At 70.4% G+C, this 21,184-nt stretch carries 10 protein-coding genes; 4 read left to right on the top strand and 6 right to left on the bottom strand.

Features of this window, described 5'->3' with window-relative positions:
* The first annotated feature begins 5 nt into the window (after positions 1-5).
* On the top strand, positions 6-1,238 hold the full coding sequence (locus ABD385_RS20810) for an acyl-CoA dehydrogenase family protein (RefSeq protein WP_344578258.1): 1,233 nt from the start codon (positions 6-8) through the stop codon (positions 1,236-1,238).
* A gap of 254 nt (positions 1,239-1,492) precedes the next feature.
* Positions 1,493-2,941, top strand: coding sequence for an alpha/beta hydrolase (locus ABD385_RS20815; RefSeq protein ID WP_344578261.1), 1,449 nt, complete (start codon positions 1,493-1,495; stop codon positions 2,939-2,941).
* A gap of 146 nt (positions 2,942-3,087) precedes the next feature.
* On the opposite strand, the gene ABD385_RS20820 is transcribed toward ABD385_RS20815, so the two are convergent.
* Genes ABD385_RS20820 through ABD385_RS20830 form a run of 3 tightly spaced genes read right to left on the bottom strand, consistent with a single transcriptional unit; the run spans position 3,088 to position 6,149 of the window.
* Entirely contained in the window at positions 3,088-3,696 is a 609-nt protein-coding gene (locus ABD385_RS20820; RefSeq protein ID WP_344578264.1) for a TetR/AcrR family transcriptional regulator, read from the bottom strand.
* Positions 3,697-3,726: 30 nt separating this feature from the next.
* Positions 3,727-5,379 (bottom strand): class I adenylate-forming enzyme family protein, encoded by a 1,653-nt coding sequence (locus tag ABD385_RS20825; protein ID WP_344578266.1) that lies wholly within the window; start codon positions 5,377-5,379, stop codon positions 3,727-3,729.
* The gene (locus ABD385_RS20830; protein WP_344578268.1) at positions 5,376-6,149 is read right to left on the bottom strand and encodes an SDR family oxidoreductase; all 774 of its coding nucleotides are present in this window, start codon (positions 6,147-6,149) and stop codon (positions 5,376-5,378) included. The genes ABD385_RS20825 and ABD385_RS20830 overlap by 4 nt, the downstream gene beginning before the upstream one ends.
* Before the next feature lie 192 nt (positions 6,150-6,341).
* Between ABD385_RS20830 and ABD385_RS20835 the strand changes: the two genes are divergently transcribed.
* Positions 6,342-7,616 (top strand): exo-beta-N-acetylmuramidase NamZ family protein, encoded by a 1,275-nt coding sequence (locus ABD385_RS20835; protein WP_344578271.1) that lies wholly within the window; start codon positions 6,342-6,344, stop codon positions 7,614-7,616.
* Positions 7,617-7,811: 195 nt separating this feature from the next.
* On the opposite strand, the gene ABD385_RS20840 is transcribed toward ABD385_RS20835, so the two are convergent.
* The 3 genes from ABD385_RS20840 to ABD385_RS20850 all read right to left on the bottom strand — a co-directional run bounded on the left by ABD385_RS20840 (position 7,812) and on the right by ABD385_RS20850 (position 19,505).
* Positions 7,812-8,219: a hypothetical protein gene (locus ABD385_RS20840; RefSeq protein ID WP_344578274.1), complete on the bottom strand. Its 408-nt coding sequence runs from the start codon at positions 8,217-8,219 to the stop codon at positions 7,812-7,814.
* An 11-nt stretch (positions 8,220-8,230) separates the two neighbouring features.
* Positions 8,231-15,085, bottom strand: a complete 6,855-nt coding sequence (locus ABD385_RS20845) for a polymorphic toxin-type HINT domain-containing protein (RefSeq protein ID WP_344578276.1) — start codon at positions 15,083-15,085, stop codon at positions 8,231-8,233.
* 115 nt (positions 15,086-15,200) lie between these two features.
* Positions 15,201-19,505 carry a LamG-like jellyroll fold domain-containing protein gene (locus ABD385_RS20850; protein WP_344578278.1) on the bottom strand — a complete coding sequence of 1,435 codons (4,305 nt, stop codon included), beginning with the start codon at positions 19,503-19,505 and terminating at the stop codon, positions 15,201-15,203.
* Positions 19,506-19,852: 347 nt separating this feature from the next.
* Here ABD385_RS20850 and ABD385_RS20855 point away from each other — a divergent pair, with 347 nt between their 5' ends.
* Positions 19,853-21,184 (top strand): MFS transporter, encoded by a 1,332-nt coding sequence (locus ABD385_RS20855; RefSeq protein WP_425585444.1) that lies wholly within the window; start codon positions 19,853-19,855, stop codon positions 21,182-21,184.

The following is a 21,184-nucleotide window of genomic DNA, read 5'->3' on the forward strand; positions in this document are numbered from 1 at the left end:
CACCGATGGACTTCGCATTCGACGCGCGCACCGAGGAACTGCGCGGCCGGCTCGACGCGTTCATGACCGACTGGGTGTACCCGGCGGAGCGGGTCGCGGACGAGCAGCGGGCCGCGCTGGCCTCGCCGTGGGACACCCCGCAGGTGGTGGAGGACCTCAAGGCCGAGGCGCGCCGGCAGGGCCTGTGGAACCTGTTCTTCGTGGACCAGCACGGCCTGCCGGGCGCGGAGCACGGCGCGGGGCTGACCAACCTCCAGTACGCGCCGCTGGCCGAGATCACCGGTCGCAGCCCGCAGTTGGCGCCGACCGCGCTGAACTGCGCGGCGCCGGACACCGGCAACATGGAGGTGCTGGCGCAGTTCGGCGACGACGCGCAGCAGAAGCGGTGGCTGGAGCCGTTGTTGGCGGGCGAGATCCGCTCCGCGTTCGCGATGACCGAGCCGGAGGTGGCCTCGTCGGACGCCACCAACATCGAGACCCGCATCGAGCGGGACGGCGACGACTACGTCATCAACGGCCGCAAGTGGTACATCTCCGGGGCCATGAACCCGCTGTGCCAGATCTTCATCGTGATGGGCAAGACCGACCCGGACGGCCCGGACCTCCGCCGGCAGCAGTCGATGGTGCTGGTGCCGCGGGACACCCCCGGCCTGACCGTCAAGCGCGCCATGCAGGTCTACGGCTACGAGGACCACTACCACGGCGGGCACGCGGAGGTCGTGTTCGACGACGTCCGGGTGCCGGTGGGCAACCTCATCGGCACGGAGGGCGGCGGCTTCGGCATCGCGCAGGCGCGGCTGGGGCCCGGCCGGATCCACCACTGCATGCGGCTGATCGGGATGGCGGAGCGGGCGATCGAGCTGATGTGCCGGCGGGCGGCGTCCCGTACCGCGTTCGGCAAGCCGCTGGCGCAGCAGGGCGTGGTCCAGGAGTGGATCGCGGACGCCCGGGTGGCGGTGGAACAGCTGCGGCTGCTGGTGCTGAAGACCGCATGGCTGATGGACACCGTCGGCAACAAGGGCGCGCACACCGAGATCCAGGCCATCAAGATCGCCACCCCGCGCACGGTCGTGGACATCCTCGACAAGGCGGTGCAGCTGCACGGCGCGGGCGGGGTCAGCCAGGACTTCCCCCTGGCCGAACTGTGGGCCGCCGCCCGGACACTGCGGCTGGCCGACGGCCCCGACGAGGTGCACCAACGCTCGCTGGCACGGCGCGAGTTGAAGCGGTACCTGTAGGACGGGGTGGTGGGCTGCGGGCGGGGCGCGCCTTGCCTGTGGGGCGAGGGCCCGTAAGACGGGGAGCCCAGTCGGGTGGCCGGGTCATGGCGCCATGACCCGGCCACCCGACTTAAAGGGAATTCTCACCAGTTCCTCATTCGGTCAATATGGTGGGTGCTTGTCGGACACAGGCAGGCTGGCTGCTTGTGTACCTCTCTGCACCATCGCATGGAAGCGCGCCCGCACCTGCCTGGCATGCCGGCGTATCACTGTTGGGCGGCTGGTTGCCGCTGACGCTCCAGATCACCGCCGGGGCGCTGCTCGTCGTCGTGGTCGGCTGGCGTACCCGGCGCTGGAGATTGCTGTGGCTACCGGTTTCCGCCGGTGTGGGGCTGCTCGTCGCGCTGCTTGCGTGGTGGTACGTGGACACCAACGCGCTGGCCACCGATCCGGCGCCGTTCTCGCTGTGGGTGTGGATCGGGATCACTGCGGCGGCGCTGGCCGTCGCGGTGTTGGGCTGGCGGGGCGCGCGCTGGTGGCGGCGCCTGCTGTCGGTACCGGTGATCCCGCTGGGCCTGCTGTGCACGGGGCTGGTGCTGAACCAGTGGGTGGGGTACTTCCCGACCGTGCAGGAGGCGTGGTCGCAGATCACCGCCGGACCGCTGCCCGACCAGGTCGACGCCTCGCAGCTGAGCGCGTTGCAGACCAAGGGGAACACGATGGCCACCGGTCGCGTGGTGGGAGTGGACATCCCGGACACCGCGAGCCACTTCACGCACCGCGAGGAGTACGTGTACCTGCCTCCTGCCTGGTTTGAGGGGGCCCACCATCCGCAGCTGCCGGTGCTGATGATGATCGGGGGCGAGTTCAACACGCCCGCCGACTGGATCCGCACCGGTGGTGCGATCGCCACCATCGACTCCTACGCCAAGGCACACCACGGACAGGCCCCCATCCTGGTGTTCGCGGACTCGGGGGGCAGTTTCAACAACGACACGGAATGCGTCAACGGCCCGCGCGGCAACGCCGCCGACCACCTCACCAAAGACGTCCGGCCCTACGTCATTTCCCACTTCGGCGCCTCGGCCGCCGCGGCTGACTGGGGGGTCGTGGGCTTTTCCATGGGCGGCACCTGCGCGGTCGATCTCGCCGTCATGCACCCGGAGCTGTTCAGCAGCTTCGAGGACATCGCGGGCGACGAGGGTCCGATCGTCGGCACCAAGCAACTGACCATCAAGGATCTGTACGGGGGCAGCCAGGCAGCGTGGGCGAAGTTCGACCCGTTGACCGTGCTGGCAGCGCACGCCCGCTACACCGACACCGCCGGCTGGTTCGACAACTCCACCAGCGGCGGGCCCGGCGGACCGGGCAGATGGGGCGGCCCGAACAACAACAGTCACGGCGGATCCGGCGGTCGGCAGGGCGGACACCAAGGCCAGCACAGGCACGGCGGCACCATGTCCCGCTCGGGCCCCATGGGCTTTGGCGGACGCGACATCCCCGGCGATGGGATGGGCGGTCAGACGGCCGACGCGCAGAAGCTCTGCGCCGCCGCCGGCAAAAAGGGCGTCTCCTGCAGCCTGCACTACCAACCAGGCGGCCACACCTGGCAGTTGGCAGCCAGCGCCTTCTCTGACGCGCTTTCCTGGCTCGCCACACATGTCCACACCCCGACCGCACCCACGGCACCCACGGCACCCACGGCCGCCACCGGGACGTAGTAGCCAGTCAGGCTGGGACCCGTAGGGCGCGATCGAACACTCCCCGTAGGGGTCGGGTGCGCCCCCTGTGGGGCCACAACGCCGGGTGGGGGCGGGGGTATTCCGCGGAGGAGGCCGTGCCCGTTACGCGGGCGAAGGCGTGCCCGTTACGGCCGCAGGGCCCGCAGGAGGAGACCGGCCAGGTGGTCGGCGACCTGCTGGGGGCTCAGCGGCCCGTCCTCGCGGTACCAGGTGCCCAGGTGGTGCACCGAACCGAAGTGGTAGTCGACGACCAGGTCGGCGGGGACGTCCGCGCTGAACACCCCGGTGTGCTGGCCCTCTTCGACCAGCGCCCGGAACCGCTCGTGGTAGCGCCGCCGTTCGGCCCGTACCTGCTTGTCCTTCTCCGGGCTCAGGTGGTGCATCGAGCGGAAGAAGATCTTCGTGTCGTCGAGGTTCTCGATGGTGGTGACCACCACGTCGGCGGCGGCGTCCCGCAGCCGCTGCTCCACCGGCGCGTCGGCGTCCGCGAACCGGTCCAGCCGCTCCTGCTGGAGCCGCAGCACCCGCCCGTAGACCTCGTGGAGCAGGTCCTCCTTGGAACCGAAGTAGTGGTAGAGGGCGCCCTTGGTGACGCCCGCCGCGTCCACGATCTCCTGGACCGAGGTGCGGTCGTAGCCCTGCTCCGCGAAGAGCCTGGTGGCGGTGGCCAGCAGTCGTTGCGCGACGGGCTTCGCCGCGCCGCCGCCGCTGGCGCCTTCCTTGATGCTGGCCATCGCTCTCACCTGTTCCTTACGTGCGTTCCGTCATGCGCGCTGGCGCAGCTCCCGTCGGAGGATCTTGCCACTCGCGGTCTTGGGCAGCTCCGGCAGGACCTCCACCACGCGGGGGTATTTGTAGGCCGCGAGTCGTTCCCTGCAGTAGGCGGCGAGTTCCTCCGGGGCGGGCGACGCGCCCGGACGGAGACTGACGTACGCCTTGACCGTCTCCCCGCGGTACGGGTCGGGCACCCCGACGACGGCGGCCTCGCGCACCGCGGGGTGGGTGTAGAGGACGTCCTCGACCTCGCGGGGCCAGACCTTGAAACCTGCCGCGTTGATCATGTCCTTCTTGCGGTCGACGACGTAGAGCCAGCCGTCCCGGTCCATGAACCCGATGTCGCCGGTGCGCAGTTCACCGTCCGGGAGGGTCTCGGCGGTGGCGTCCGGCCGCCGCCAGTACCCGGGCACGACCTGCGGACCGCGGACCGCGATCTCGCCCTGCTCGCCGAACGGCAGGTCGCGGCCGGCGTCGTCGACGATCCGCACGACGGTGTCCGGGCCCGGGACGCCCACCGCGAGCGTGCCGGAGACCTCGTCGACGGGGGCCTGGCGCCCGGGCGGGACGCTGGCGCAGGGCGCGGTGCACTCGGTCAGGCCGTAGCCGTTGTGCACGTAGGGCCCGAAGTCGGCGCGGAACCTCTCGACGAGGGCCGGCGGCAGCGGTGCGCCGCCGGAGCTCATGCAGTGGAAGGAGGCGAAGTGCCCGGGGGTGACGTCCGGGTGGGCCATGAGCGCCATGTAGGCGGTGGACGGGCCGACGGTGAAGGCCGGCCGGTGCTCCAGGAAGGCGTCCAGGACGGTGCCGGCCTCGAAGCGGTAGGCCAGGGCCAGGGTGCCGACGGTGGCGAGGCAGGCGGCGAACTCGCAGACCATGCCGGTGATGTGGAAGAGCGGGGCGAGGGCGAAGTAGGTGGCGCCCTCGGGGAGGCCGAGGCCGGTGCGCTGCCGTTCCGCGTTGTAGCTGATGTTGCCGTGGGTGTTGATGGCGCCCTTGGGGGTGCCGCTGGTGCCGGAGGTGTAACTGATGAGCGCGGTGTCGGCGGCGGCCGGCTCCGGGACGGCGGGCGCCGGTCCACCGGTGCGGGCGGCGGTGAGCAGGTCGTCCGCGCCGTCCTGGGGGCCGGCGGGTGCGCCGCGCAGCACGCGGGGGTCGTGGCGGCCTTGAAGGCCGCGTTCGTCGGCGGTCAGCGCGATGCGGACCGAGGGCGTCGCGGCGGTGGTGGCGCGCAGGTGGTCCGCCCAGGTGCGGTCCGCACACAGGACGGCACGCACCTCGGCGTCGTCCAGGATGTGCCGAGTCTCCGCCGCCTTGTACATGGGATTGACCGGGACGACCACGCCGCCGGCCTTCCAGACCGCGAGCACCGCGAGCACGAAGTGCGGGGTGTTCTGGAGCATGACCACGGCCCGGTCGCCGGGCCCGAAGCCACGGGCCGCCAGGTGGCCGGCGAGGCCGTCGGAGAGCGCATCGGCCTCGGCGTAGGAGAGCCGGCCGTCGAAGTAGGCGAGCGCGGTGCGGTCGGGGGCGCGGCGGACCGCGGTGCGGAAGGCGTGCAGCGGGGAGGGCGGCGGCTGGACGGGGCCGCGTTGGGCGGCGGTGAGGAGGGCCAGCCACGGCTTGTCCTGGTAGGTGGTCACCGGGTCTCCCCCTCGCGCGCCTCCAACTTCTGCTGGAGGTGGTTCATGCCGGTCAGCCAGCGGTCCGGGTCGGCGGCCCGGGCGGTGACGTAGTCGGCGACCTCCGGGTGCGGCAGGACCAGGAAGCGGCGCTCGTCCATGGCGGTGAAGAGCGCGTCGGCGACGGCGTCCGGTTCGATGGCGGTCGGGGTCAGGACGAGGTCGCCGGCGACCCCGGTGGCGGCCAGCATGTCGGTGCGCACGCCCTGCGGGCAGATGGCGTGCACGTCGATGCCGCGGTGGCGATAGGTCAGCGACAGCCACTCGGCGAAGGCGTACGCACCGTGCTTGGTGACGCTGTAGGGGGCCGCGGCGACCATGGTGAGCAGGCCGGCGGCGGACACCGTGGAGACGAACCGGCCGCTGCCGCGCGCCAGCCACTCCGGCAGCAGCTCGCGGGCCGCCCGCACGTGGGCCATCACGTTGACGTCCCAGGCCAGCGCCCAGTCGTCCTCGGGGGCCTCGGGTCCGCCGCCGGTGCCGACCCCGGCGTTGGCGCAGAAGACGTCGATGGCGGAGCCGAGCGCCTCGCGGGCCGGGCCGACGATGCCGGACGCGTCGCCGGGGACCGCGACCGCCCCGATCTCCTCGGCCATCTTGCGGGCCTTGGCCTCGTCCAGGTCGTTGACCACGACCCGGGCTCCCTCGGCGGCGAACCGGCGGGCCAGTGCGGCGCCGATCCCCCCGCCCGCTCCGGTCACGACCACGGCCTTGTCCCGTACGGCTGCCACGCTGCGTCTCCCTCGGTCGTCGCCCCGGCCCACCCGTTCGCCGGATGCCGGCAGGGGCAGACTAACCAGTCGGTATGTCCCAGCGGAAGGCTCTGTTTCCCGCCACGGCCGGGCACGTTCCGCAGCGGGCCGCGGAGCATTAGCGTGCCCACGACACACATCGGGTCCACCACTGTTCACGGAGGTGTGCGCATGGCTCTGTCGAGACGCGTTCTGCTGGGGCACCTGGCGGCGACGGGGGCGGCCGCGGCGGCGGTCACCGCGGGACCGGGCGCGGCCCAGGCGGCCCCGCGCGACGGCCGGCGGCGGGTGCGCACCGGCTTCGACCGCCTGGCCGCCGACGGCTACCGCCTCCTGGACGGCCACCGGGTCGGCATCGTCACCAACCCCACCGGCGTCACCCACGACGTGCGGCACGTCGTGGACGTGATGCACGCCGACCCCCGGGTCCGCCTCGCCGCCGTCTTCGGCCCCGAGCACGGCTTCCGCGGCACCGCCCAGGCCGGCGGCTCCGAAGGCCGCTACGACGACCCCGCCACCGGCCTCCCCGTCTACGACACCTACGACAAGAGCGGCCGCGAACTCGCCGACGTCTTCACCGCCTCCGGCGTGGACACCGTCGTCTTCGACATCCAGGACGTCGGCGCCCGCTTCTACACCTACATCTGGACGCTCTACGACTGCATGGTCGCGGCCGTACTGGCCGGCAAGCGGTTCGTGGTGCTGGACCGCCCCAACCCGCTGACCGGCCGGAGGGCGACCGGCCCCGTCCTGGACCGCCGCTACGCCTCCTTCGTCGGCCGCGAACCGATCGCCCAGGCGCACGGGATGACGGTGGTGGAACTGGCCCTGCTCTTCAACGGCGAGTTCGTGCCCGCGGCGGCCGGGCGGCCGGTGGCACTGGACACCGTCACGATGACCGGCTGGCACCGCAGCGACTTCTACGACGCGACCGGCCTGCCGTGGGTGCCGCCGAGCCCCAACATGCCGACCGTCGACACCGCCCTCGCCTACGCCGGCACCTGCCTCTTCGAGGGCACCAACCTCTCCGAGGGCCGCGGCACCACCCGCCCCTTCGAACTCCTCGGCGCGGACGGCCTGGACCGCCACTGGGCCGAGGCCGTCACCGAACTGGCCCTGCCCGGCGTCCACTTCCGCGAGGCGTACTTCGCCCCCACCTTCTCCAAGTTCCAGGGCAAGACCATCGGCGGCCTCCAACTCCACGTCCACGACCGCACCACCTTCGACCCGGTCCGCACCGGCATCGCCCTCCTGACCACCGCCCGCCACCTCTGGCCCGACTTCACCTGGCGCACCGCCCACTTCGACCACCTGACGGGCACGGACACGGTCCGCAAGATGATCGACGCGGGGGCAGGGGTGGACGAGATCGCCGGGTCTTGGGAGGAGGGGCTGAGGGGGTTTCGGGGGGTTCGGGGGAGGTATTTGCGGTATAGGGAGGGGTGAGGCCGAGGCGGAAAGATCCGCGGAGGCGCCACAACCATGTCGCCCGGCGCCATCGACGCCCTCCGGCACTGCACTGGACAGCCCAGCGACGCCCGCGCACTCGGCAGCCCGGAGACCACCAAGACGGTCAACAGCGTAGGCAAAATCGAACCGCCGCCAGGACGTCCTGGCGGCGGTTCGATTTTGCCTACGCCATCAGTTTGCCTTACGGGCAATATCCCATGTCAGCGCTTCGCCTGATCGGATGGTCACCCACGCCACAGGGAACTCCAGCACGACACCGCAAACCTCACCTACTGAATTAAGGATTTCTGATGTCGAAATTACTAGATCGAGACCAGGACTGCCGATATCACCCATGTCCACGAAAGCCCATGAATCAACTGGCCAACACCATGCGGGCAGCGCCGGCCACCTACCTTCAGCGACCTTGAGCGTCCAGTCCGTGTCGCAAGACAAGAGAATGGAGGAGTCTCCGCCAGTCAGGAATTCCACGGCCTCGACCGATGCAGAATCCTGAGAGTCGCCTGCGACGTACTTGACACCAAGCGCAGCTCGCACGCGTTGCCCCGCTCGCAAATTCGCCACTTCCCGCTCGGCCATTTCTTGCATCCTCACGAGTAGGGAGTTGCTTGCTGGAACCAGACATTTGGCTTCTCCATGGGGAACATGGTGACGAACTGACCGTCACCCTTCGTCACGAGGAGATCGCTCCCTCTACGGTAGAAGAAATAATCTTCTCCACCTCCATTCGCGGGATTCCACGGACCTCGTCGGACCTCGTCATGCGACCCGCGGACCTCGGTGATTTTGTCACGGAACCACTGACGGGAAGAGGCATCACCGGGGTTGAGGCCATAGTCCTGAGCATGCTTACCCCACTTCTTTCCGAACTGCCCCTCATTGATGGACAACCCAGGACCACAGTTGCTGTTGTGAACGAGCACCGGCGTATCGCCCGCCAACACATAGTACGTGTGAGTACCTGAGATAGTCAGGTCGTTGGTCTGCTGCTGCTTGTGGAAGTGGCGAACCGCGGTGACCTGGATCATTTCCCCCTGGGGGGTGCGGAGTTCCGTACCCGGACGGAGATCGCCGGCGTTGATCCACTTCTTCTTGTCGGCGGACCAGAAGGGGTGGGTGTCGGTGGCGATGATGCTGGAGTCACCGGATGGGGTTTTGACCGTCAGGTCGGTGAAGTGTTTGTCGTCCTTGGTGACAATGGTGGCGACTACAGGGCGAGCGCTCGTCTTGCCGGTTTCAGGGTCAGTGGCTATGACCCTGTCGCCGGTTTTGATTTCCTCGATGCGTTTCCGCTTGCCGTTGGCGAGGGCAACTTCGGTATCAGGCAAGAAGCTGTGACAGAACCCTGACTTTGCGGGGAGGCGTCCAGGCAGCTTGCGAGGGATGGCACCCTCGGTCAATGTGGCCACTGCTGCAGCAGAAAGGAGCTTCTCGAAACTATAGACCTCTTCAGGGCAGCCACCCTCGATCCGGTAACAGGCTTCACTCAGGACATGCATGATTTGCACGCCGGCCATCGGACCGTCCTCGAAGCGCGGGTTACCCCAAAACCCGAATTCATGAGTGACGTCGATAAAACGCCGCTCGAGCTCGAAGGCTTTATCCCAACTGAGAGGGGCCTCAACTCCCGGATAGATCGTGAGGTGAGTCGGGCCATTGTTGGGGGCATGGCATTTCGGAAGGATGCAGGATCCCGGCCCTGGATTCCAGTTCTTGGAGCCGGAGAGACGCTGGCCGCCGTCCTTGTTCTGGACGACGCCGTAGCCGCGGCCGTCGTCGCCGGCGAACATCTGGCCGCTGGGGTCGCTGAAGGTGGCGGGGTTGTTGTTGCTGTAGGTGTAGCCGTTGAACTGTTGGGGGTCCGCCAGGTCCATGAGCGGGTCGACCGACAGGAAGCGGCCCGTTTCCGGGTCGTATTCGCGGGCGCCGAGGTGGGTGAGGCCGGTGTCGGTGGTGTCGTTGGTGCCGCCGACGAAGCCCTTGGTGCCGGGCCAGGTGTCGGGTTGGAGGCCGCGGGGGCCGCCGAAGGGGAGGGTGCGGCGTTGGGTGAGGGCGTCGTTGGTGGTGTTGACGGCGAGTTGGCCGGTGCCCTGGTGGTCGGCGAGGGTGACGGTGTAGGTGCCGTCGTCGGTCAGGACGGCCTGGTTGCCGCCGCCGAGGGGGATGTAGCGGGTGCCCTTGGGGGTGTCGGAGCCCTTGTCGAGGGTGACTTCGGTGTGGTCGCCGAGGGTGAGGGTGGTCTTGGTGTCGGTGCGGGTGATGAGGCGGTTGCCGTCGGCGTCGTAGAGGTAGGCGGTGGTTTTGGTGCCCTTGTCGCCGGCGGGTTCGGTGACCTTGGTGAGGTGGCCTTCGGGGTCCCAGGTGAGGGTCTGCTTGTCGCCGTGCAGGGTGCGGGTGGTGGTGTTTCCGGTGGGGTCGTAGGTGTAGGCGGAGGTGCTGGTGCCGGTGGGGGCGGTGGTGTCGACCGAGGTCAGGGTGTGGGGCTGGGGGGTGCCGGGCTTGGGGTAGGTGTAGGTGCTCTTGGTGTCCTTGGCGGCGTCGCCGGTGGGGTCGTGCTCGGTGCGGGCGGTGCGGTTGCCGGCGAGGTCGTAGCGGTAGGACTGCCAGTACGGGGCGGGGCCGGCGACGAGGTTGCCGGCGGGGGCGGTGGCGCAGGTCTTGTCGGACTGGGTCCAGGCTTCGGTGAGGCGACGCAGGTGGTCGTAGGCGAAGCACTGGGTGTCGATGCCGGAGCGGGAGACGTCCGAGAGGGACGTGATGTTGCCGGCGGGGTCGTAGGCGTAGGTGGCGGACTTGTCGACGCCGTTGATGTCCTGGCGGTCGACGCGGGAGTTGGACAGACGGCGGGTGCCCCACTCGTAGGTGTTGGTGACCTGGGTGGGTTTGCCGGTGCTGGTGCCGATCCGGTAGGTGAGGGGTTGCCCGACCAGGTTGTAGGTGGCGTCGGAACGGATGCCGATGCCGAAGACGGACGTCAGTCGCAGGGTGTCGTTGGCGTAGGAGTAGTTCCAGCCCTTGCCGAGGATGGTGCCCACCTGGGACATGCTGCGGGCCTTGGGCAGGCCGTTCGTGTAGTAGGCCGTGGTGGCCTCGTAGGTGCCGGCGAGCTTGCCCTCGGAGTCGGGGACGACGACGGAGACGCGCTGCGGCCGGTAGAGGGTGTCGTACTGGGTGGTCTTGGTGGTGTAGGGCTTGCCGTCGACGTAGCGGGTGGACTCGGCGAGTTGGCCCTTGGACTTGGCGACGGTGTCGTAGACCCACGCGGCGCGGAGGGGGCCGTCGGCGGTCCTGTCGTGGAGTGCGACCTTGCGGCCGAGGCCGTCGTAGACGGAGGCCAGGGCGGCGCCGTTGGCGTCCTCGGTGGTGGTCGGTTGGCTGCGGTCGTCGTAGGTGCTCTTCGTGACGCCCTTGTCGGGGTCGTTGGCCTGGATCTGGTTGCCGCGCTGGTCGTAGGCGTAGCTCCAGTGATTGCCGGCCGGGTCGGTGACGTCGGCGAGCTTGCCTGCGGGGGTGTAGGCGTAGCGGGTGGTGTCGGCCGGGGCGCCTGCGTCGCGGGTGCGGTGTTGGAGGAGTTGGGTGGTCTGGCCGCGGGCGTCGATGACGGTCGTGGTGGCGGTGCCGCCCTCGGGCGGGATGACGGTGGTGCGGTCGCCGCCGTAGGTGGTGCGGGTGACGGCGAGGACCTTGCCGCCCTCGCCGTTGCCGGCGACCTCGCGGGACTCGGTCTCGCGGCCGAGGCCGTCGTAGGTCTGCCAGGTCTGGGACTCCACGCCCAGCGCGTCGGCGGGCTTGAAGACGTCGCGGGCCGGGGCGCCGGTGCTGTAGTACGGCGCGAACGCCTTGGTGGCCAGGCCGCGTTCGTCGTAGAAGGTGTCGCTGATCAGCCGTCCGCCGTCGGGGCCGGGGGCCTGGGTCTGGCGGGTGCGCAGGTAGCCGTCGTACAGGGTGTAGGAGACGAGCTGGCTGGTGCCGGTGGTGTTGAGGGTGCGGGTGGCGACGGCGGTCGGCTTGCCCTCTTCGACGGAGTAGTCGAACTGGTAGGTCGGGAGGGACGCGGTGCTGCGGTCGGGCAGGCTCACCTTGGTCGAACGGCCGAGGGCGTCGAACGCCATGACGGTGCGTTTGCCGTTGGTGTCGACGGTGGCGGTGGGCAGGCCGCGCAGGGGGGTGAGTTCGGTGGTGGTGGTCTGGGCGGTGGTGGGGTCCTGGGGGTTGGCAGGGGGTGTCGTGGTGACGGTTTGGGTGGGGAAGCCGGTGGCCGGGGTGTAGGTGGTGGTTGTGGTGCGGCCGTCGGTGCGGGGGGTGCGGGTGGGGGCGCTGGTGCCGATGGCGGTGACGTCGGCCGTGAGGTCGGTGGTCTTCTGCGGGCGGCCGTAGTCGTCGTAGGCGGTCGTTGATTCGAGGTAGGTGGCGGTGGTGCCGTCGTGGCTCTTGAGGGTGGCGACGGCGGTGGGGTCGCCCTTGGTGGGGGCCGCCCCGTAGGCGCCGGAGTCGTAGGCGGTGCGGACGTCGGAGAGGACGTCCTTCGCGCGGTCGGGGCTGGTGCCGCATTCGGTGGCGACGGTCTCGACGCGGGCGGGCAGCGTGAGGATGTTGCTGTCGGTGTTGGTGGCGTAGGTGGTGCGGGTGCAGCGGTCGTCGTCGGTGGTGGCGTCGTCGCCCCGGTCACTGACCTCGGTGACCCGGCCGGTCTCGGGGTCGTAGGTGGACGCGGTCGTGGTGGTGCGCCACTTGGCGCCGGCGCCGTCGTCGAGGGAGGTGAAGGCGCGGGCGCTCGCGGTGCCGGTGAAGTTGGCGGTGACGGTGCCCCAGTCGCGGACCTTCTTGGCCGTCTCGTGGTGCCAGGGCCGGCTGACGGTCTTGGCCAGGACCTTGCCGCCGGGCGCGGAGTAGGTGACGGTCTTGTACCCGAACCCGGTCGCGGAGGCGTCGTCGGTCAGCGGCTCGCCCTCGCCGTCGGGCAGGGTGACGCTGACGGCCTTGGTGCCGCCGCCCGCGCTCTTGCGGTCGCCGTCCATGCCGCGCAGGAAGTAGCTGTCCTCCTGCGTCTTCATGGCGTCGGCCGCGGTGCCCTGGCCGCCCGTCTGGACGCGGACCTGTCCGTAGCCGCGCCACTGGGACCAGGTCTTGAACTTCTCCTTGGTCAGGCCGTCGTCATCGTCGTAGTGCCAGGCGGCGTCGCCGAGGTAGCCGTAGCGGGTGACCTGGTCGGGCGCTCCGCCCGTGCGGTCGGTGGTGGTGACGGAGGTGACGACGTACTTGTTGAACCAGGACTGCTCCATGTCGTCGCTGGCACTGCCGCCGATGAACTGCGGGAAGCAGCGCGTGGTGTTGGACTCGGGGGTGGGCAGGCCGGCGAAGGAACAGGCGGGTTCGGAGTAGTTGACGCTGATCTGGCCGCCGTATTCGTCGGCGACGTTGGAGAGGCGGTCCTTGACGTAGGGGGCGTAGCCGTCGCCGGTCTTGTCCAGGCGGTTGGCGAGCTGGGTGTAGGCGAAGGTGGTCTTCGGCAGGGCGATCGGGGTGGTGGCGGTGCGACCGGTGTGCTGGACGGAGTCCAGTTCCAGCTGGTAGTCGACGTCTGCCTTGCCCCAACGGTGGGTCAGCGCCCAGGAGTCGACGGGAGTGAGGACGCCGTCCTTGAGGACCTCGGTGCTCACGCCGGTCAGGCGCTTGCGGGTCCAGAAGGTGGGCGAGAACCGGCCCTGGTCGCAGGCGGTGCCGGCCTTGCAGTTGAGGTCCCAGGGGGTGTCGTACCAGTAGAAGCTCTTGGCGTCGATGGTGTCCGCGGCGCAGGTGACGCCGGTCTCGGGCAGGCAGCGTTCGGCGCTGGTGAAGGTGACCTGGGCGAGTGGTTTGCCCGTGTACAGGTCGCCGGCGGAGCGGCCGTACTCGATGCGCTTGAGGGAGCCGCCGCGGGTGTAGGGGGTGCCGCTGTCCTTGTCGAGGTCGCGGCCGTAGGTGTTGGTCTCCTTGTCGTAGTAGTAGGCGATCGCGCTGCCGTGCGGGTCGACGACGTAGTCAAGGTTCCAGCGCCAGGCCTGCTGGCACCAGGAGTCCTTGAAGTTGGACTTGTTGCAGGGCTCGCCGCTGTTGTTGCCGAAGACCGGGGCGGTCCAGGTGGCGTCGGTGGTCTCCTTGCCGGTGGCCCAGCCGGGGAGCTTGTGGTAGCCGAAGTAGTAGCGGGTGCCGGTGGGGTCGGTCAGCTCCCAGTACTCGTTGTCGTTGTCGCCGTTGTCACGGTCGGCCGAGGTCAGGCGCTTGATGCGGGTTCCGTCGTCGGCCTGGAGCTTCCACTGGTCCTTGCCCGCGGGGACCAGTTCGCCGGCGCGGCCGTTGAACGAGAGGAACGCGTTGTCGTAGGCCCAGCACAGGTCGCCCGGCTTGTTGCCGTCGGCGTGCTTCTCGCCATCGTCGGAGCAGGGCTTGTAGCGGCGCTCGATGAAGCCGGGCCACATCTCGAAGCCGTCCCCGGCCCAGGAGCCCTGGTTGTTGGTGCCTCCGGTACGGCCGTCGATGGCGCCGGAGGAGTACGACAGGCCCACCTTGGGCTTGAGGCCACCGGGGACTTCGGGGACCGGCATGTCGTAGGACCAGTGGAAGTCACCGGTGTTGAGGCTGGTGTTCCACGTCGCGGAGGGGGCGAGGCTGGTGGCCTTGTAGTCGCCCTTGACGCCCTTGTCGTCGCCGACGGCGGCGAGGACGGTGGGGGCCCCGGACCGCATCGGGACCGAGGTGGCGGTGAGGCTGTGCTGCTCGGTGTCGTTCTGCGTCGGCAGCGGGGTGGACGTGCGGCAGGCCGGCTTCTGCGGGGTGGTCGCCGCGCAGGCCGGGAGCTCCACCAGGCGCAGGCGGGAGGCGTAGCCACCGCCGAACGCGCCGGCGAAGGCGGTGTAGTCGAGCTTCGCCTGGACGGGAGCGGGCCGGGCAGGCGCCGCGGCGGACTTCCCCGCGGGTTGCAGGGTGAACAGCATGCCGTCGACGCCTGCCTGGCGGGCCGTCGACTGCTCCAGCACGCGGACGTCGACGGTGTCAGGGGCCGCGGCGGCGGCTCTCGCGCTGCCCTTGGCTTTGGCCGCTGGCCGCTGGGGGGCGGGGGTGAGCGTCAGCGGGAGGGCCGCGCCACCGCCGGCCGACTCCTTCGGTGGCGTGGCCTTGTCCGGCCCCGAGACGTGCAGGGTCGTGGTGCCGGGCTTGGGCCAGGCGCTCCTGGGCCGCTCCTGCGGGGTCCTGGGTCCCGTGGAGAGCTTGCGGGGCTTGACCCGCAGGCCGTCGGCTCCCGGGACGGGCCTGCCCGGATCCGGGCGGCCGGCAGACGCTCCGGCGGCCTCCGGCTGCGCCGCCGGGGACAGTGCCGTCAGCAGCGAGCCGGTCAGCGCCGCGGCGAGTCCCACGGCGAGTCGACGCCGCAGGCGTCTGCGGCGGAAGAAGAGCTTTCCGTTCATGTTCGTTCCCACCCCTGGTCACCGTCCGGGCATACGAGTGCCCGGGTCATGGCGTTGAAGGACAATGCAGATCGGGTGCGGTGTGCGGAGCGCCGGCCCCGCACACCGCGGCGCGTCAGACTCGGTCCGGCACGTCGGGCACCTCGGTCGGAAGGCCACTCCACGAACCGGCAAGGCTGGCGACCTGCTCTTCGCTCAGCGCTCCCTGGAACGTCCAGACGTCGTCGATGGCGCCGGGCCAGTAGTCGCCGAAGGAGTTGGCGCCCTTGGCTCGTCCGAGCTGCAAGGACTTCACGGCTTGGAAAGAGATGACGTTCTCGGCCCAGGGAACCGCCTCCGTGCATGGCGCTTCATCGGGTTGCCCATCGCCATCGGCGTCGAGGCAGGAGACCTCGCCGAGTTGCCCGTTGACGTAGATGCGTGCCTGTTTGGCGAACCCGTCGTAGACGACCGCGACATGGTTCCAGTCCGTCACGCTGTTGAAGTTCTGGGCGTTCAGGGCACGGTCGATTCCACTGCCTGCTGCGTCCGACCTGGGTGCGGCCACCTCCCACAGGCCTTCGCCGGCCCAGCCGTTGGGGTAGGGATCGAAGCCTGCACCGAAGCTGCTGACGTTGGTGCCCTCCGCGCTGATCAGTGCGGCCGGGCGGGAAGGCACGGCGGCGGCCTGGACCCAGGCCGTCACAGTGAAGCTGGTGCTGGTGTCGATGGGAACCGCACTGGAGGCGTAGTCCTGATCCGCACCGGTGAGGACCAGGCCCCCCTCCCCCATGAAGCCACCGCCAGGCACCTGCTTGGCTCCGGTTCCCAACGTCATGGCCGGACCGCCCGGAACGGAGTTGGTGCCGGGGGCGTCGGCCTGGTCGAATTGCCAACGGCTGGTGAGCACCGGACGCCGCTCCATGAGCTGGTGCACCTCCCCCTCCGCCACCGGCCGGTCGAAGAGCCGCACGTCGTCGATCTGCCCGGCGAGGTAGTCGACGTAGGCCCCCCGGTACAGCGCACGCCCGATCTGCAACGCCCCGTCCGCCGGCCAGGTCTGGGGTGCGGCGGCGGATCCTTGCAGGGTTCCGTTGACGTACAGGCTGACGGTCCCCTGCACCGTGTCGAGGACGGCGGCCAGGTGCGTCCACGCGCCCACGGCCGCCTTCTGCTTGGACGCGACCCGCTGTGCGGTGAGGCTGCCGTCGGTGGCGTCCTTGGTGGCCAGGCGCACGCTCCAGAGGCCGGTCGGGGCCTCGTAGGAGAGGTAGAAGGCGCTGAGGAAGCCGCCGTCCTGGGCGACGACGGTCTGGTTGCGGGTGGTGTCGGTGATGCGGGCCCAGGCGGTGACCGCGTAGGGACGGTCGGTGGGCAGGTGCGGGGCGTCGGCCGAGGCGTGGTCGTCCTTGCCGTCCAGGGTCAAGGCGCGGCCCGCCACGCCGCCCGGGCCCGTTCCGGCACCGCCGTGGAAGACCGCGGGCAGCACGTCGCCGTGGCCCGTGACCTGCTGGGCGTCGGCGCCCTCGTCGAGGGGGAAGACCGCGCGGGCGGGTCGGCCGGGTCCGCGCAGCCGCTGTTTGCCGTACAGCTGCGTGACCTCCGGACCGCTCAGCGCCCGGTCGAAGATCTCCACCTCGTCCACGGCGCCGGGGAAGAAGGCCCCCGGTTTGCCGTCGTAGGAGCCCGCGCCCAGTTGGAGGCCGCGGCGGGCGTTCCACGCGGTCGCGTAGGCCACCTGGCCGGCGAGTTGGCCGTTGACGTAGAGCCGCAGCACCTTGGCGGCCCCGTCGTACATGCCCACCAGGTGGGTCCACTGGTCGGCGGTGACGCCGCCGGGTTGGGGGGCCATGGCGCGGGCGATGGCGGCGTCCGGGCTGTCGGCGGTGTACTGGTTGAAGACCCACCGCTGGAGGTCGGCGGAGTAGTACAGCTCGAAGCCGGGGCGGCTGTTGCCCGGTTGGGTGGCGACGATCGCCGGATGGGTGGGCACCTCGGTGGGCTTGGCCCAGGTGGAGACGGTGAAGCTGCGGGAGGTGTCGACGACGGGGATGTCGGTGACCGCGTAGCCGTCGGTGCCGTTGAAGGTCAGCGCGGACCCCATCGCCCCTTCCGTGCCCGGTGTGGCGCCGCCGTGCAGGGCGGCGGTCCGCGCCGGCGTGGTGGGTTTGGCTTCCGTGGCACCGGCGGCGTCGTCGAACTGCCAGGTGGCGCGCTCGGGTTGGCCCGCCTTGACGCGGTACTGGTACGTGCGGACCTCGCTTCCGTTGCCGGCCGCGTCGAAGGCCTGCGCGGTGACGAAGTTGACGCCGGGCTTGCCCGGCAGGACGTTCACGGACTTCGCGGCCCCGGCGGAGGTGGCGACCTCGTCGCGCGCGGTGGGGTCGTTGTTGAGGCCGTAGCGGTAGCGGGTGACGTCGGTGGACGCGGACTTCAGGACGAAGGTGCCGTACTGGCCCACGCCGTCGTACCAGGGGTCGTCGGGGTTCTCCGGGTCGGAGGCCGGATAGGCGCCGGAGGTGAGGGTCGGCGCGGCCGGTACGGAGGTGTCGTAGACGAAGTAGCAGGCTTCCGCCGCTCCGGTGAACGACCACGGCGAGTACTGCGCGCCGTCGGAGACGCGGACCGCCCAGCTGACGGTCTTGTTCGTCGGGATCGAGGTGGGCAGGGCGAGGGAGAAGCCCGATCCGGACTTCTTCGCCGTGGTCAGCGCCGGTTGCCAGTGGGGGGCGACGCCCTTGCCGTCGCCGGCGTCCCAGCTGGCCTGGAACTGCACCCGGACGTCGTCCCGGTCCGGGTCGGTGATGTTGTTGGCGTAGAGCAGGCCGCGGGTCCGGATGCGTGCCGGCGAGGCCGACGGGTGGCAGGTGCCGCCGTACTCCATCACCAGCTGGGACGGTTTGACCTGGGGCGGCGGGCGGTTGTAGGTCACCCGCAGGAACCCCTTGTCGGAGAACCGCTTCCAGCCGTAGCCGTCACTCTCGTCCGCGGCACGCAGGCCGAAGGTGAGCGTGGGCCATCCGTTGTCGGCGGCCTCCTGCACCGCGGCCTGCACGTCGAACTCGGCGTCCTTGGCCGCGCAACCCTCGTAGCCGTACGCGAACGAGGCGGAGCGCAGGTGCTTCTGCCAGAAACCGGCGGCGTTCTGCGAGTTCCACGTGGTCGAGGTGTCGATGGGCTTGGTGCGCCACAGTTCGACCGACCGGGCGCTGCACGACGCGGACCAGGTGTTGCGGACCACGAACTCGGCCTTCAGGATCGACTTTCCGGCGAAGGCGGAGGTCGGGAGCTGGTAGAAGAGCCGCTTGGTGTCGTTGGGGCTGCAGTAGTTCCAGTTGCAGTAGCCGAGCCCGGCGTCCGGGTTGCCGTTGAACTTCCACTGCGGGGACGAGGCCCAGTACTTGGTCGCCATCGTCCAGGACGTCGCGCGGGGGGTGGACCACTGCGGGTCGATGAAGACCGGGTAGACGGTGTCCTTGCCCTTGAGGACGTCGGCGTCGGGCGTGAGGACGACCTGGCCCTTCCCGGCCGGGACCGCCACCCCCACCGGCGCGAGCCTGCCCGACTCGCCGGCGGACGGCTCGCCGTTCGCCGCCCCGTCCCCCGCTGCGGGGGCGGCGGCGGACGGGCTGGTCCGCGCGGACTTGGCCGGGCCCGGGGCGGGGGCACCGGTGCCCGGGCTGGAATCCCACATCACGGGGGTCGGCGCCTCGAACACCGTCGCGTCCGTGCCGGGCTCGACCGCGGACAGTCCCCCGGCCGCGGTCTTCTTGACGTCCATCCCCTCGGTCGCCAGCTTCAGCTTGAGCTGTGCCAGTTCCGGACTGGACGCCGCCTGCGCCGACTTGACGACGAGCAGCTGGGTGAAGCCGTCCGCCTGCGCGCCCATCCGCAGGTCCACGTCCGGCAGCACGTCCGGATAGGTGGCCGACGCGCCGTCCGTCACCGGCGTCGGCAGCTTCCCCGGCCAGGAGAGGGCCAGTTCGCGTCCCGCGCGGCGCATCCGCACCAGGGGGCCGTCGCCGCCGCCCGAGAAGGCCAACCCGACGGAGGTGGCCTTCGGTGCGAGCGTCCCGTCGGACTGCCGGGCCAGGTCCGTGTCGACGTCCTGCCAGCGACCGTCGATCCGGGTACGCACGGGGCGGAGGTACTGGCGGGCCTGGAGCTTGCCCTCGGGGGTGGCGACGACGTCCACCGACTCCCCGCGCAGCGCCGCGACTTCGACCTCCTTGCCGGTGCGCCTGGCCTGTTCGAGCGCGGCGTCCTCGGTGGGCGCCTGGGACGCGTCGGCGGGCGCGGCGGGCTGCGTCGCACGGGCCGTGGGTACGGCGTGCGCGGCGGGGGCCGCCGGCCCGGAGAGCAGCCCGGCCGTCAACCAGCCGGCCGCACCGACCGACAACCACTGGTACGTACGTCTTCGTCCCACCCCAACAGACGACACGATCGCCCCACCCCCCGCTCACAAGATGAAAATTCTCTGAAGAAGTTGTGTGCGGGAACGTAAGGGAGCGCCGGGCCTACTGGAAAGCCCCACCACCCACCACCCACATAGCGAAAGCGGCATTTCGGATTGTGGAGGTGCGTGAGGTGCGTCACTACGGTGGAGGGTTGTACGCGTTCAAGCCGTAGTCGGAGCGAAATCGCGACAGCGCGGGCCGCGCGCACACCCCCACGGTCGCGGCCGTCAGCGGACGCGGCACCCGGCACGCGGCACCGGTACGTCTCACCATCCGGGACCCCCCACCCCCTCCTTGACTGCCCCCTACACCAACCATGAGAGTGCGGCTCGTGCACAGTGACGCGAGAGCAGCAGCAGCGAAGACGGCGGCGGTTCCGGAGGGGGACGGGGCGGGCGGGGAGAGCCTGCGGCGGGTGGCGGTGGCCTCGTTCATCGGGACCGCCATCGAGTTCTACGACTTCTACATCTACGGGACCGCGGCCGCCCTGGTGCTCAACCAGGCGTTCTTCCCGACGCTCGACCCGGTCAACGCCACCCTCGCGTCGTTCTCCACCTACGCGGTGGCGTTCGCCGCCCGGCCGTTGGGGTCGGTGGTGTTCGGGCACTTCGGCGACCGGGCCGGGCGCAAGTCGGTGCTGGTCGCCTCGCTGTTGTTGATGGGCCTGTCCACGGCGCTCGTCGGACTGCTGCCCGGCTACGGGACGTTGGGGATCTGGGCCCCGCTGCTGCTGATCCTGCTGCGGTTCCTCCAGGGGATCGGCCTCGGCGGCGAGTGGGGCGGGGCGGCACTGCTGGCCGTCGAGCACGCGCCACGCGGGCGGCGGGGCCTGTACGCCGCGTTTCCGCAACTCGGCCCGTCCGTGGGGTTCTTCGCGGCGACCGGGGTGTTCTGGCTGCTGTCCGAGGTGATGAGCGATGCGGCGTTCCGCTCGTGGGGCTGGCGGGTGCCGTTCCTGTTGTCGTTCCTGCTGGTCGGCGTGGGGCTGTTCGTCCGGTTGAAGATCAGCGAGACGCCGGTCTTCGCGAAGGTGCGGGACGCGCAGGAGGCCAGCAAGGTGCCGGCCGTGGACGTGTTCCGGCGCCACCCGCGGGAGTTGCTGCTGGGCGCCGGCGGCATGATCATCGCCTACGGGCTCTTCTACACCGCCACGACCTACTGCCTCTCGTACGCCACCGGCACCCTGGGCATCTCCCGCACCACCATGCTCGGGCTCTCGCTGGTCGCCTGCCTGTTCCTGGCGGCGGGCACCTGGCTGGCCGCCACCCGGTCCGACGGCGTCGGCCGCCGGAAGCTGGTCCTGGGCGGCTCCGGGCTCGCGGCGGTGTGGGGGCTGGCGCTCTTCCCGCTGCTGGACACCCGGCAGCCGGTGCTGATCGCCGTGGGCATCGGCGGCGCGCTGTTCTGCATGGGCGTGGTCTACGGCCCGATGGGCGCGTACCTGCCGGAGCTGTTCGGGACGACGGTCCGCTACTCGGGCGCCTCGCTCGCCTACAACCTCGGCGGGGTGCTGGGCGGCGCGGTGGCGCCGCTGTTGGCCACCCGGCTCCAGGCGGCGTTCGGCTCGGCGTCGGTGGGCTGGTACGTCACCGCCATGGCGCTGGTGTCGCTGGCCTGCGTGCTGGCGCTGCCGGAGACCCGGGAGCGCGAACTCCTCGACTGA

The organism is Streptomyces lunalinharesii (assembly GCF_039532155.1).
GTDB lineage: Bacteria > Actinomycetota > Actinomycetes > Streptomycetales > Streptomycetaceae > Streptomyces > Streptomyces lunalinharesii.